Here is a 13,228-nt window from a genome sequence, read left to right as displayed (position 1 = left end):
CTCCTCAGGTCCGGGCGGCGACGGCCCGGCGACGCACCGCGACGGCGAGGATCAGCAGACCGGCCACGGCCAGGCCCACGCCGACCCACGCGGGGGCGCGGTAGCCCCAGCCGGCCGAGACCACGGCGCCGCCGAGGAAGGCGCCCAGCGCGTTGGCGAGGTTGAACGCGGCGTGGTTCATGGCGGCGGTCAGGGAGGGGGCGTCCTTGGCCTCGCGCAGCAGGCGCACCTGCAGCGAGGTGGTGAACAGCGAGCCCATGATCCCGATCCACAGGGCCCCGGCCACGGCGGCGACCGGCAGGTGCACGAACAGCCCGAAGAACGCCAGGGCCACGCCGGTGACGGCCCCGGCGCCGAGGGCGGTGCGCTCGATCGAGCGGTCCACGAGCGGGCCGGCGAGCAGGGAGCCCAGGGTCATGCCCACGCCGAAGACGGCGAGCACCCACGGCACGGCGGTGATGTCCAGGCCGCTGAGCTCGGTGAGGGTCGGGGAGATGTAGGTGTAGACGGCGAACATCCCGCCGAAGCCCACGGCCCCGGCGACCAGGGTCAGCACGACCTGCGGGCGGGCCAGGGCGCCGACCTCGCGGCGCACCGAGGCGCCCCCGTTGCCCTGGCTGCGCGGCACCCACAGGGCCAGGGCGGCGAGGGTGAGGGCCCCCAGGACGACGACGAGCAGGTACGCCGCCCGCCAGCCCAGCGCCCCGCCGATCGCCGCCGCGACGGGCACGCCCACGATGTTGGCCACGGTCAGGCCCAGCATCACGCGCGCCACGGCGGTGCCGCGGCGGCCGGGGGCGGCCAGGGCGGCGGCGACCACGGAGGCCACGCCGAAGTAGGCCCCGTGCGGGAGCCCGGAGAGGAACCGGGCGGCGTAGAGCAGCTCGAGGGAGGGCGCGGCCGCGGAGAGGCCGTTGCCGAGGGTGAACACGCCCATGAGCAGCAGCAGCAGGGCCTTGCGCTCCATCCGGGCGGCGACGGCGGTGATCAGCGGGGCGCCGACCACCACGCCGAGGGCGTAGAGGGAGATCGAGGTGCCGACCGAGGGGATCGAGGCGCCGAGGTCCTCGGCGATGAACGGCAGCAGGCCCATCGAGGCGAACTCGGTGGTGCCCACCCCGAAGCCGCCGAGGGCGAGGGCGAGGATCGCCAGGCGGGCGCCGGCGGGGCTCGGGGTGCGGACGAGCTCGAGGACGGCGGTGCGGGGCGCGGACATGGCGGATCCTTCCGGAGGCGGGCGGGAGGACTGCGGCTCGCCGGCGAGCCCGGACGGCCGCGGCCGTCACAGCAGAACTTGTCGATGCTACGCGCGTCGCGGGCTCCCGCCCAAGGGGCCGCCGGTGTGATCTTGGACCACCCCGCCCCGCCGGGGCCTCAGCGGAAGGCGGCGTGGCCGGTCAGGTGCTGACCGAGGATCAGGGTGTGCACCTCGTCGGTGCCCTCGTAGGTGCGCACCGACTCGAGGTTGTTGGCGTGGCGCAGCGGCGAGTGCTCGAGGGTCACGCCGTTGCCGCCCAGCACCGTGCGGGCCTCGCGGCAGATCTCGATCGCGATCCGGCAGTTGTTGAGCTTGCCCACCGAGATCATGTGGTTCTCCAGCCGCCCGGCGTCCTTGAGCCGGCCCAGGCGCAGGGCCAGCAGCTGGCCCTTCTGGATCTCCAGGGCCATGTCCACGAGCTTGCGCTGGGTCAGCTGGTAGGCGGCCAGCGGCTTGTCGAACTGGGTCCGCTCCTGCGCGTAGGCCAGGGCCGCCTCGAAGGAGTCCCGGGCGGCACCGAGGGCGCCCCACACGATCCCGTAGCGGGCCTCGTTGAGGCAGGAGAACGGCCCGCGCAGCCCCGGGTTCTCGGGCAGGATCGCGTCGGCGGGCAGCCGCACGCCCGCCAGCTCGATGTCGCACTGGATCGAGGCGCGCATCGACAGCTTCGGCTCGATGGGGGTCGCGGTGAAGCCGGGGGTGTCCGTGGGCACGAGGAAGCCGCGCACGCGCTCGCTCCCGCTGCCGTCGTCGGCCCTGGCCCAGATCACGGCGACGTCGGCGATCGAGGCCAGCCCGATCCAGCGCTTGGCGCCGGTGAGCACCCACTCCCCGCCCTCGCGCACCGCGGTGGTGGCCATCGTCGAGGGGTCGGAGCCGGCGGTGGGCTCGGTCAGCCCGAAGCAGCCGATGATCTCCCCGGCGGCCATGCCCGGCAGCCAGCGCTGCTTCTGCTCCTCGGAGCCGTGCTTGGCGATCGCGCTCATCGCCAGCGAGCCCTGCACGGACACGAACGTGCGCAGCCCGGAGTCCCCGGCCTCGAGCTCCTGCATCGCGAGGCCGTACTCCACGGCGGAGCGGCCCGCGCAGCCGTAGCCGTGCAGGTGCATCCCCAGCAGGCCCAGCTGCGCCATCTCGGGGACGATCTCGCGGGGGAAGTGCGCGTCCTCGTACCAGCGGGCGATCTGCGGGCGGATCCTGCGGTCGACGAACTCGCGCACCGCGTCGCGGGTCGCCAGCTCCTCGGGGCTCAGGTCGGCGTCGAGGTGGAGCAGGTCGGTCACGGAGCTGGTGGGGCCGGCGACGGCGGTCATGGCGGTCCTCTCGGGTCAGGGCGGTCGGGACGGGCGGTCCTCCCGTCGAGGATCGCCCACCGGGTGCCCGGGCGGAACACCCCCGCCGACATTTGCTCACAAGGTATTGCTGAACGCCTGATTCGGTATTTCAGATCTCCCAGTCGGTGCGGCAATGTGATCTGGACAACACCCGCCCCGAACGATCCGGAGGTCCGCCGTGCCGCACCCGCTGCCGAGCGCCCGCACCGCCGCAGGTGCCGCCGACCGTGCCGGCGGCACCGTCGCCGCGCCCCCGGCGCCGCGGGTCCGCGTCGAGCACGAGGGCCCCGTGGCCGTCGTGGTGCTCGAGGACCCGGCCCGGCGCAACGTGCTCGGCGCCGCGCTGCGCGAGCAGCTCCACGAGACCCTCGGGCGGCTCGCGGAGGACCCCGGCGTGCGCGCCGTGGTGCTCACCGGCGCGGACGGCTGCTTCAGCGCCGGCGGCGACCTCGCCGCCATGCCCCCGGCCGCACCGGCCGAGGGCCGGGCGCGGATGGAGCGGGTCGGCGCGCTCGTGCGCCGGCTGGCCGCCCTCGACCTCCCGGTCGTGGCCGCCGTCCAGGGCCCCGCCGCGGGCGTGGCCGTGGGCCTGGTGTGCTGCTGCGACGTCGTCGTGGCCGGGGCGGGGGCACGGTTCCTGCTGCCCTTCACCCGGCTGGGCCTCGTGCCCGACGGCGGGCTGCTGCACCTGCTCGCCCGCCGGGTCGGCCCCGGCCGCGCCCGGGCCCTGCTGCTCGGGGCCGAGCCCGTCGGCGCGGAGGCGGCGCTGGCCGCGGGCCTGGCCGACCACGTCGTGGCCGACCGGGACGTGCGCGCCGAGGCCCTCGCCCGCGCGCAGGCCCTGGCCGCCCGGGCCCCGCTCGCGGTGGCCGCCGTGAAGCAGGGCCTGCGCACGGCCGGCGGCTCGCTCGAGGCCGCGCTCGCGTTCGAGGCCGGGCACCAGCCCGGCCTGTTCACCACCACCGACTTCCTCGAGGGCAAGCAGGCGTTCGCCGAGCGCCGGGCCCCCGCCTTCTCCGGACGCTGACCCGTCCCCACCCGTCGAAAGGTCGTCATGAGGACAACGAAGACCCGGATCCCCGCCCTGGCGGTGATCTCGCTGCTGGCCCTCTCCGGGTGCGCCGCGGCCGAGGCCGAGGAGCCCCTGGGCCCGGACGGGCTGCCGCAGCAGCTGGTGTGGTCCACCTACAACGTGGGCACCGGCACCTACAACGACCTCGCCGCCATCGCGAACACGCTCACCACGGAGGAGGGCGTCCAGGTGCGCCTGATGACCGCGGACACCGGCATCGGCCGGCTCGCCCCGCTGGTCAACGGCACCGTGGACTACTCCCGCGCCGGCGACGAGTACTACTACGCCTTCGAGGGCGACTACGAGTACGCCAGCCCCGAGTGGGGTCCCCAGGACATCCGCATGGTGTGGGCCCCGCTGGGCAACTACGGGCTGCTCGTGCGCGAGGACAGCGGGATCGACTCCTTCGCCGACCTCGAGGGCAAGCGGTTCCCGAAGCTGACCGCCAACACCTCCATCAACAACAAGATGGAGGGCTTCCTCAACTACGGCGGGCTGGGCTGGGAGGACGTCGAGCAGGTCCCGCTCGCCTACGGGGAGCAGATCGCCGCCCTCGAGAGCGGCCAGCTCGACGCCCTCTACCAGAACGTCGTGGGCTCCAACATCGAGGAGCTCGCCTCCCAGCACGACGTGAAGTGGCTCGGCTTCGACGACCCCGACCCGGCCCGCTACGCGACCTGGGACGAGCTGATGCCCATGGTCACGGTCGGGGAGGTCACCGGCGGGGCCGGGATGGCGAAGGGCGAGAGCGCCCGGGTGCTGGAGTACACCATCCCCCTCACCACGATGGGCTCCCGCGACGCGGACGAGGTCCACGGCGTGGTGCGCGCGATCGCCGAGAACTTCGAGCACTACGAGGGCACCACCCCGGACGCGAAGCAGTTCGCCTTCGAGGCCGTGCTCAAGGAGCCGCTGGTCGTGCCCTTCCACGAGGGCACCGTGCGCTACTTCGAGGAGCAGGGCGTGTGGACCGAGGAGCTCGAGCGGCGCAACCAGGAGCTGATCGAGCGCGGCGAGCGGATGCGCGAGGCGTGGCCCGGCGTCGTCGAGGCCTCCGACGAGGAGGACCTCGCCGCGAACTGGGCGGCCTGGAAGAAGACCGAACTGGACGGTCCGCGCACCGGCGGGCCGGCCGAGGGAGAGAAGGACGAGAGGACCGACGATGCGAACCGATGACCGGGTGACCCCCTTCTGGCGGGCGGTCGTGATCGTGCTGACCGTCCTGGGCGTGCTGCTGGCCATGAACCAGGTGTTCTTCTGGAACCTGCTCGGCCTGTCGCTGCTGACCAACTCCTACCTCTACCTCGTGATGGCCTGCTTCCTGCCGGTCGTCTTCGTGGTCAACCCGCTGCGCAAGGTGCCCCTGGCCGCGAAGGTCGGCGCCGCGCAGGAGGACGGGGAGCCGGCCCCGCCGCGCGAGTCCCCGGTCCGGTGGTACGACGTGGCCCTGATGGTCGCCTCGGCCGCAGTGTGCACGTACTTCGCCGTCAACGGCACGCGGATCAAGAACTTCGGCTGGGAGTTCATGGCCCCCACCGCCGCCACGGTCGCCGCGTTCGTGCTGTGGGCGATCGTCCTGGAGGTCCTGCGCCGCACCGGCGGGACCGCCGTGACCGTCATCGCCCTGCTCTTCTCCCTCTACCCGCTCGTGGCCGAGCGGCTGCCGATCGGGGTGCTCCAGGGCGTCACCTACGACCTGCCCACCCTGGCGCAGGTCCACGCGATGGGCGCCGAGTCCGTGCTGGGCCTGCCCATCCAGACGGCCGCGACCATCCTCGTCGGCTTCCTCGTCTTCGGCGTGGCCCTCCAGCACACCGGCGGGGCCGACTTCTTCCACGGCCTCGCGATGTCGGTCTTCGGCCGCTACCGCGGCGGCGCGGCCAAGGTCTCCGTGGCCAGCAGCGCCGCGATGGGCATGATGAGCGGCAGCGCCGTCTCCAACGTGCTGACCACCGGGCCCATGACGATCCCCGCGATGAAGCGCTCCGGGTTCAGCCCCACCTACGCGGGCGGCATCGAGGCCACCGCCTCCTCCGGCGGGTCCATCACCCCGCCCATCATGGGCACCGCGGCCTTCCTCATGGTCTCGTTCGTGGGCGTGCCCTACACCGAGATCCTCGTCGCGGCCACGATCCCCGCGATCCTCTACTTCCTCGGCATCTACCTGCAGGTCGACGGCTACGCCGCCCGCAAGGGCCTCGAGGGGGTGCCCGCCGACCGGTTGCCGCGCTTCCTGGCGACCCTCGTCGCCGGCTGGCCCTACGTCCTGGCGCTCGTGCTGCTGACCGGGCTCCTGTTCGTCTCGGGCTCCGAGGCCCAGGTGCCCTACTGGGTGGTCGCGGTGCTGCTCGCCGTGGCCGTGCTGCGCCCCGGGGTCCGCTTCGGCCCGCGCGAGCTCACCGCGTTCCTCGTGGAGTGCGGCCGCACCCTGAGCAGCATCATCGGCATCATCGCCGGGGTGGGGCTGATCGTCGGCGGGCTCACCGCGACCGGGGTGAGCCTGTCCCTGGCCCGCGAGCTCGTGGCCCTCGTGGGGGACGACGTCGTGCTGATCCTGATCGCCGGCGCCCTGACCTGCTTCGTCCTCGGCATGGGCATGACCATCTCGGCCGCCTACGTGTTCCTGGCCATCGTCATGGTCCCCGCCGTGGTCGACCTGGGCGTGAACCCGCTCGCGGCCCACCTGTTCGTCATCTACTGGGCCTCCGTCTCCTACATCACCCCGCCCGTGGGCCTGGCCGCCTTCGCCGCGGCCGGGGTCGCGAAGGCCCCGGCGATGGCCACGAGCCTCGCGGCCATGCGCCTGGGCGCCGTGAAGTACGTCGTGCCCTTCGGCTTCGCCCTCAACCCCGCCCTCGTGGCCCAGGACTCGCCCGGGCGGATCGCGCTGGCCTTCGCCCTGAGCCTCGTGGGCGTCTACGCCCTGGCCTCGGCGATCGAGGGCTGGACCGTGGGCTTCGACCGGCGGATGCCCGTGCTGTTCCGCATCACGGCCGCGGTCGGCGGGTTCCTGCTCTTCCTGCCCACCGCGCTCCCCGCCGTCACCGGCCTGGCCCTCGTCGCCGGCAGCGTCCTGCTGACCTTCCTCACGGTGCGGACGGGCACCGGCGCGGAGCCGGGCACGCGTCCCGCACCCGCGGCGGAGGACGACGACGCCGCCCCCGCCCCGACCCCCGCCGCGGCCCCCGCGGCCCTGTGACCCCGGAAGGACCCGCCATGACCACCACCCCCGCCGACACCCGGGTCGTCGACCTCGCGGTCCGCGACCGGGTCGCCGTCGTCACCGTCGACCGCCCCGAGGTGCGCAACGCCCTGAACACCGCCGTGCTGGACGGCCTCGAGGCCGCCCTCGACGAGTGCGAGCGCCGCGCGGACGTGCGCGCCGTCGTGCTCACCGGCGCCGGGGAGAAGGCCTTCGTGGCCGGCGCCGACATCTCCCAGCTGGCCGGCTACACCCTGCGGGACGGGCTGCGGGCCCGGATGCAGCGGCTGTGGGACCGGATCGAGGACCTCGAGCTGCCCACGATCGCGGCCGTCAACGGCTTCGCCCTGGGCGGGGGCACCGAGCTCGCGATGGCCTGCGACATCCGCATCGCCGCGGGCGGCGCCCGGTTCGGGCTGCCCGAGGCGACCCTGGGCATCATCCCCGGGGCGGGCGGCACCCAGCGGCTGTCCCGGCTGGTCGGGCTCGGCCGGGCGCAGGAGCTGATCCTCACCGGCCGCCTCGTCGACGCCGAGGAGGCGCTGCGCATCGGCCTCGTCACCTCCGTGGTGCCCGGCCCCGAGCTGCTGGACGCCGCCCTGGGGACGGCCGCGACGATCCTCGCGAAGGGCCCGCTGGCCGTGCGGATGGCCAAGCTCGTGGTCCGCCACGGCGCCGAGACCGACCAGCGCACCGGGCTGCTGCTCGAGCGCCTGGCCCAGTCCCTGCTCTACGCCGCCGACGAGAAGGCCGAGGGCGCGGCCGCCTTCCTCGAGAAGCGCCCGGCCCGCTTCCCCGGCTGACCGGCCGCCCCGCACCCCGCCCTGCACCCCGTCACCGCACCGGACCCGCGGGTCCGCTTCAAGGAGAACCATGAACCCCCAGCCCAGCATCGACTCCGTCCGCCGCGTCCTCGTCGTGGGATCCGGGACGATGGGCACCCAGATCGCCGCCGTGTTCGCCCTCGCCGGCTACGACACCACCACCAGCGACCTCGACCCCGCTGCCCTCGAACGCTCCCGGGAGGAGGCCCGTCGCCGCCTCGAACGCCTCGCCGAGAAGGGCCGGCGCACCCGGGAGGAGGTCGAGCAGACCCTCGCCCGCATGGCGTGGACCACCGACACCCCGGCGGCCGCCCGCACCGCCGACTTCGTGGTCGAGGCCGCCGTCGAGCGCCTGGACGTCAAGCGCCGGCTGTTCGCCGAGCTCGACGAGGCCGCCCCCGCCCACGCGGTGCTCGCGACGAACTCCTCCACCATCCCCTCCTCCCTGCTCGTGGACGCGACCGACCGGCCGGACCGGGTGTGCAACATGCACTTCTTCAACCCCGCCCTCGTCATGGCCTGCGTCGAGGTGGTCCGCGGCCCGCAGACCTCCGACGCCACGGTGGAGACCACCCTCGAGCTGGCCCGGCGGATCGGCAAGCAGCCCGTGCGGCTGAACCGGGAGGTCCCCGGGTTCGTGGCCAACCGGCTGCTCGGGGCGCTGCGCGACGAGGCGCTGCGGCTCGAGGAGGCCGGGGTCGCGTCCTTCGAGGACATCGACGTCGCCGCCCGCACCGCCCTGGGCCACCCCATGGGCCCGTTCGAGCTGATGGACCTCGTCGGCATCGACGTCGCCTACCTGATCCGCATGGCCGCCCACGAGCAGACCGGGGACCCGGACGACCTGCCGCACCCCTCCGTGACCCGGCTCTACGAGCAGGGCCACCACGGGCGCAAGTCCGGGCGCGGCTGGTACGAGTACGCCGCCGGCTGAGACCCCGCCCCAGACACCCCGCGCCGCACCCCCGGGTGCCGCGCCGCACCGACGAGGAGACGAGACGACCATGGACCAGTCCACGCACACCGACCTGCTGCAGGAGATCTTCGGGCGCCCCGGCACGGGCCCGCTCGCCGGGGTGGTGGTCGCCGACCTCAGCCGGGTCCTGGCCGGGCCCTACTGCACGATGCTGCTGGCGGACATGGGCGCGACCGTCATCAAGGTCGAGAGCACCGCCGGGGACGACGCCCGCGCCTGGGTGCCCCCGCAGCGCGACGGGGAGAGCACCTTCTTCCTGTCGGTCAACCGCAACAAGTACTCCATCGCCCTGGACTTCGACGACCCCGGCGACCTCGGGCTCGTGGAGCAGATCGTGGCGCGCGCCGACATCCTCGTGGAGAACTTCAAGCCCGGCGGCCTGGCCCGCTGGGGCCTGGACTACGAGAGCGTCAGCGCCTGGCGCCCCGACCTCGTCTACGCCTCCATCACGGGCTTCGGCACCGACGGCGGGGCGCAGCTGCCCGGCTACGACCTGCTCGCCCAGGCGCTGTCCGGGATGATGAGCCTCACCGGCAGCCAGCACGGGGAGCCCTACCGGGCCGGGGTCGCGCTCTTCGACGTGATCACCGGGCTGCACGCCGCCGTCGGCGTCCTGGGCGCCCACCACGAGCGCCGGGCCTCCGGGCTCGGCCAGCACGTGGAGCTGAACCTGCTCTCCTCGGCGCTGTCGGGGCTGGTCAACCAGACCGCCGCGTTCGTGGCCGGCGGCACCGTGCCCACCCGGATGGGCAACGAGCACCCCAGCCTCTACCCCTACGAGCCGTTCCCGGCCCGGAACAAGGAACTGGTCATCGCGGTGGGCAACAACGCCCAGTTCGCCCGGCTGTGCACCTGCCTGGGCGCTCCCGAGCTGGCGGCCGACGAGCGGTTCGCGACCGTCGCCGCCCGCAACGCGAACCGGGCGCAGCTGCGCGAGCTGATGGTCGAGCGCCTCGCCGCGCGCGACGCCGAGGACTGGTTCGAGCGGCTCATGGCCGTCAAGGTGCCCTGCGCCCCGATCCTCGGCGTGGACGAGGGGGTCCGCTTCGCCGCGGACCTCGGCCTCGAGCCGGTCGCGGTCGCGGGCACCGGGGAGCGGAGGATCCCGACCGTGCGCCACCCGGCCTCCTTCAGCCGCACCCCCGTCGACTACGGCCAGGCCCCGCCGGCCCTGGACGGCGACCGCGAGCGCGTGCTCGCCTGGCTCGCCGCCGGGCGCCCGGTCGGCGCGGTGGCCGGCGCGGCCGTGCGGGAGGCGTCGTGAGCACGGTCTTCACCACCGAGCTGCCCGTGCGCTGGTCCGACCAGGACCTGAACCGGCACGTGAACAACGCCCGGGTCGTCACCCTCCTGGAGGAGGCGCGCCTGGCGGCGGTGGCCCGGTGGCTCGGGGAGGACGGGATCCCGGACCCGGCCCGCCCGCGGGTGGTCGCCTCCCTGCACCTGGACTACCTGCGGCCCATCGACCACGGCCCGGCGCTCACCGCGCAGGTGTGGGTCGCCCGGGTCGGGCGCTCCTCCTACACCGTGGCCTACGAGCTGCACCAGCACGGGAGCGTGGCCGCCCGGGCCCGCACCGTGCTCGTCCAGACGGACCCGGCCACCGGCTCCGCGGCCCCGCTGCCCCCGGCGGTGCGGGAGGTGCTGCTCGCCCTCGAGACCCCGCAGGCGGGGGAGGAGCCCGCGCCCGCCGGGGCGGCGGGCGGGCGTGCATGAGCCCGCGCACGCGCCGGCCCGGGCGGATCGCCTACCCGGCCCTGCTGGCGACCACGGCGCTGGGCACGATGTCCTCGGCCGTGGTCAACGCCCCGCTGTGGGTGATCCGCACCGACCTCGGCCTCACGGCGGAGCAGGCGGTGCTGGCCGTGGCCGCGTTCACGGTCGCGATGGCCACGACCGTGCCGGTCTCCGGCTGGCTCGGCGACCGGCTGGGCGCCAAGCCCTTCCTGCTCGCCGCCCTGGCCGTGATGGTCCTGGCCGAGCTGGCGGCCGCGGCCGCCGGCGGGCTGGGGATGCTCGTCGCCGCCCGGGCGGTGCAGGGAGCGGCCTGCAGCGCGATCCCGCCGTGCGTGCAGACCGCCCTGGTGACCGCCTGGCCCGACCGCACCGCCCGCACCATGGGCACGTGGGCCTCGGCCATCGGCCTGGGCCAGGCGGTCGGCCCGCCCTTCGGCGGGTTCATCACGGACGCGCTGGGCTGGCGCTGGGTCTTCCTCGTCCACGCCGGGCTGGTGCTCGTGCTCATGGCCGCCCTGGCCGCGGCCATGCCGGGCGTCCCCCGGGGGCGCCCGCCCCTGCACACGGCAGCGCTGGGCTGGCTCGTCGTGGGCTGCGCGGCCACCGCGAGCGCGGTGGTGCTGGCCGGGCAGAACGGGCCGTGGGCCGGCGTGGGCCTGCTGGCGGTCCCCGCGGCGGCCGGGTGGGTGCTGTTCGTGCACCTGTCCCGGCGCCGCTCGCGCCGGGCCGCCGCGGACCCCGCCGCGCCCCGGCCGCTGCTGGAGCCGGCCCTGCTGCGCGGGCCCGGCTACCGCACTGCCGCGGCCGGGGCGGGACTGGCCATGGGCGCCATGGCGGTCGCGATCGTGGCCACCCCGCTGTTCCTGGCCGCCGAGCTGGCCCTCGCCCCCGCCCAGATCGGCCTGGTGGTGCTCACCCTCGCCCTCGCCATGACGGCCACCGGCCCGCTCGCGGCCCGGGTGGGCCGCCGCCACGGCAGCGGCGTGCAGCTGGGCCGCGGCGTGGCACTGGTCGTGCTGGCCACCCCGGTGCTCACGACCGCGACCGTCGCCGCCCGCCTGGGCGTGGACACCTGGGTGGTCGTGGCCGTGGTGATCACCGGCCTCGTGGTCGCCGGCGCGGGCATCGCCTGCGCCCAGAGCGCCGCCGCCACCGAGCTGCTGCTCTCCCCGGCCGGGCGCTCCGGCACGGCGGTCGGGCTGCACAACATGGTCCGCTTCCTCGCGATGGCCCTCGGCTACTCCGCCGTCTCCCTCGCCCACGCCCTCGACGCCCCCGGGCTGATCTTCCCCGCGCTCGGCCTGGCCGCGCTCGCCGTGCTGGTCGCCCTGCGCACGCCCCGGCGCCCCGCACCCGACCCCACCGCCCCCGACCCTGCTGTCCCCGGCCGGACCGACGGCGCCGTTGCCGGCGACCGCGTCCCCGCTGGCGGGAACGGATCCGCCGATCCCTGCCTCGACGACGACGCCGCCCTCGGCGGCCCCGCCCGCACCCACCATCCCCACCCCACCGACGCCCCCGTCCCGCCGGCACTGCCGCGGACCGCCGGGGCCTCCCGACGAGAGGACCGACCATGACCACGATCTCGACCGCCCCCGCCCCCGCCGCCGCCGAGCGCACCGATCCGGCCGCCGTGCGCCGCGGCCGGGCGAGCTCGGACTACTTCCGCCTCGACGACCAGCTCAGCCCCGAGGAGCTCGCGATCCGCGACAGGGTCCGGGCCTTCGCCCGGGAGCGGGTGCAGCCGATCATCAACGACTACTGGGAGCGGGCCGAGTTCCCCTGGGAGCTGCTGCCCGGGCTGGCCGAGCTGGGGATCGTGGGCACCACCATCCAGGGCCACGGCTGCCCCGGGATGTCCCGGAAGGCCGCCGGCATGGTGGCCCGGGAGATGGCCCGGGTGGACGGCAGCATCAACACCTTCCTGGGCGTGCACGCCAACCTGTGCATGGGCACGATCAACATGCTCGGCTCCGAGGAGCAGAAGGAGCGCTGGCTGCCGGCGATGGCCCGGCTGGAGAGGACCGGGGCGTTCGCCCTGACCGAGCCCGAGCACGGCTCCGACTCGGTCGCGCTGGAGACCTCCGCCCGCCCGGAGGGCGAGGAGTGGGTGCTCAACGGGCACAAGCGCTGGATCGGCAACGGCGACGCGGCCGACGTCGTCGTCGTCTTCGCGCGCAGCACCGTCGACGGGCAGGTCAACGCCTTCGTCGTGGAGAAGGACGATCAGGGCAACCACCCGGCCGGCTACGCCCCGGAGAGGATCACCGGCAAGATCGGCAAGCGCGCCATCCAGCAGGCCGACATCGTGATCGAGGACCTGCGGGTCCCGGCGGCGAACCGGCTGGCCCACTGCGACTCCTTCAAGGACGTCTCCCGGGTGCTGCAGGCCACCCGCGGCGGAGCCTCGTGGGAGGCCGTGGGCCACGCGATGGCCGCCTTCGAGATCGCCGCCGACTACGCCGCGACCCGCCACCAGTTCGGCGGGCCGATCGGCGGCTACCAGCTGGTCCAGGCGCGGCTGGCCAACATGCTCAGCGAGCTCACCACCATGCAGCTGCTGTGCGACCGCATGGCGGAGCTGGCCGACGCGGGGCAGCTGAGCACCGCGATGGCCTCGATGGTGAAGATGTCGACCTCGCAGAAGGGCAAGTGGATCTGCAACGAGGCCCGCGAGCTGCTGGCCGGCAACGGGCTGCTGCTCGAGCACCACATCGCCCGGCACCTGACCGACATGGAGGTCGTCTCCACCTACGAGGGCACCGACTCCGTCCAGGCCCTGCTCGTGGGCCGCGACGTCACCGGGATCTCCGCGTTCAGCTGAG

11 protein-coding genes are annotated in these 13,228 nt (G+C 74.7%); 9 read left to right on the top strand and 2 right to left on the bottom strand.

Annotation, left to right across the window (positions count from 1 at the left end; all coding sequences use genetic code 11):
- Positions 1–4: 4 nt before the first annotated feature.
- Positions 5–1,216, bottom strand: coding sequence for an MFS transporter (locus LQU92_RS03360; protein WP_230660968.1), 1,212 nt, complete (start codon positions 1,214–1,216; stop codon positions 5–7).
- A 158-nt stretch (positions 1,217–1,374) separates the two neighbouring features.
- Positions 1,375–2,571, bottom strand: coding sequence for an acyl-CoA dehydrogenase family protein (locus LQU92_RS03355; protein ID WP_230660965.1), 1,197 nt, complete (start codon positions 2,569–2,571; stop codon positions 1,375–1,377).
- Positions 2,572–2,770: 199 nt separating this feature from the next.
- Between LQU92_RS03355 and LQU92_RS03350 the strand changes: the two genes are divergently transcribed.
- The 9 genes from LQU92_RS03350 (at position 2,771) to LQU92_RS03310 (ending at position 13,227) form a co-directional block, all read left to right on the top strand.
- Positions 2,771–3,619, top strand: coding sequence for an enoyl-CoA hydratase/isomerase family protein (locus LQU92_RS03350; RefSeq protein ID WP_230660956.1), 849 nt, complete (start codon positions 2,771–2,773; stop codon positions 3,617–3,619).
- Positions 3,620–3,646: 27 nt separating this feature from the next.
- Positions 3,647–4,840 carry a TAXI family TRAP transporter solute-binding subunit gene (locus LQU92_RS03345; RefSeq protein WP_230660953.1) on the top strand — a complete coding sequence of 398 codons (1,194 nt, stop codon included), beginning with the start codon at positions 3,647–3,649 and terminating at the stop codon, positions 4,838–4,840.
- On the top strand, positions 4,827–6,863 hold the full coding sequence (locus LQU92_RS03340; RefSeq protein ID WP_230660948.1) for a TRAP transporter fused permease subunit: 2,037 nt from the start codon (positions 4,827–4,829) through the stop codon (positions 6,861–6,863). Before LQU92_RS03345 ends, LQU92_RS03340 begins: the two co-directional genes overlap by 14 nt.
- Positions 6,864–6,880: 17 nt before the next feature.
- A complete protein-coding gene (locus LQU92_RS03335) occupies positions 6,881–7,669 on the top strand; it encodes an enoyl-CoA hydratase/isomerase family protein (protein ID WP_230660945.1) in 789 nt (262 codons plus the stop codon).
- Between the two features lie 70 nt (positions 7,670–7,739).
- Entirely contained in the window at positions 7,740–8,624 is an 885-nt protein-coding gene (locus LQU92_RS03330) for a 3-hydroxyacyl-CoA dehydrogenase family protein (RefSeq protein WP_230660942.1), read from the top strand.
- 70 nt (positions 8,625–8,694) lie between these two features.
- On the top strand, positions 8,695–9,930 hold the full coding sequence (locus tag LQU92_RS03325) for a CaiB/BaiF CoA-transferase family protein (RefSeq protein ID WP_230660939.1): 1,236 nt from the start codon (positions 8,695–8,697) through the stop codon (positions 9,928–9,930).
- Positions 9,927–10,382, top strand: a complete 456-nt coding sequence (locus LQU92_RS03320; protein WP_230660936.1) for a thioesterase family protein — start codon at positions 9,927–9,929, stop codon at positions 10,380–10,382. Before LQU92_RS03325 ends, LQU92_RS03320 begins: the two co-directional genes overlap by 4 nt.
- Positions 10,379–11,980, top strand: coding sequence for an MFS transporter (locus LQU92_RS03315; protein WP_230660934.1), 1,602 nt, complete (start codon positions 10,379–10,381; stop codon positions 11,978–11,980). Before LQU92_RS03320 ends, LQU92_RS03315 begins: the two co-directional genes overlap by 4 nt.
- Entirely contained in the window at positions 11,977–13,227 is a 1,251-nt protein-coding gene (locus LQU92_RS03310; protein ID WP_230660931.1) for an acyl-CoA dehydrogenase family protein, read from the top strand. Before LQU92_RS03315 ends, LQU92_RS03310 begins: the two co-directional genes overlap by 4 nt.
- Position 13,228: the final 1 nt, after the last annotated feature.

The sequence above is a fragment of the Kocuria sp. LUK genome (genome assembly GCF_021012935.1).
In the GTDB taxonomy this organism is placed as follows: Bacteria; Actinomycetota; Actinomycetes; order Actinomycetales; family Micrococcaceae; genus Kocuria; species Kocuria flava.
This window is presented reverse-complemented; position numbering and strand designations above follow the sequence as displayed.

Bases quoted from the DNA above. Each gene is read 5' to 3' on its own strand.
- LQU92_RS03310 (WP_230660931.1), top strand. From the start codon at position 11,977: ATGACCACGATCTCGACCGCCCCCGCCCCCGCCGCCGCCGAGCGCACC.
- LQU92_RS03315 (WP_230660934.1), top strand. From the start codon at position 10,379: ATGAGCCCGCGCACGCGCCGGCCCGGGCGGATCGCCTACCCGGCCCTG.
- LQU92_RS03360 (WP_230660968.1), bottom strand. From the start codon at position 1,216: ATGTCCGCGCCCCGCACCGCCGTCCTCGAGCTCGTCCGCACCCCGAGC.
- LQU92_RS03355 (WP_230660965.1), bottom strand. From the start codon at position 2,571: ATGACCGCCGTCGCCGGCCCCACCAGCTCCGTGACCGACCTGCTCCAC.
- LQU92_RS03335 (WP_230660945.1), top strand. From the start codon at position 6,881: ATGACCACCACCCCCGCCGACACCCGGGTCGTCGACCTCGCGGTCCGC.
- LQU92_RS03340 (WP_230660948.1), top strand. From the start codon at position 4,827: ATGCGAACCGATGACCGGGTGACCCCCTTCTGGCGGGCGGTCGTGATC.
- LQU92_RS03325 (WP_230660939.1), top strand. From the start codon at position 8,695: ATGGACCAGTCCACGCACACCGACCTGCTGCAGGAGATCTTCGGGCGC.
- LQU92_RS03330 (WP_230660942.1), top strand. From the start codon at position 7,740: ATGAACCCCCAGCCCAGCATCGACTCCGTCCGCCGCGTCCTCGTCGTG.
- LQU92_RS03345 (WP_230660953.1), top strand. From the start codon at position 3,647: ATGAGGACAACGAAGACCCGGATCCCCGCCCTGGCGGTGATCTCGCTG.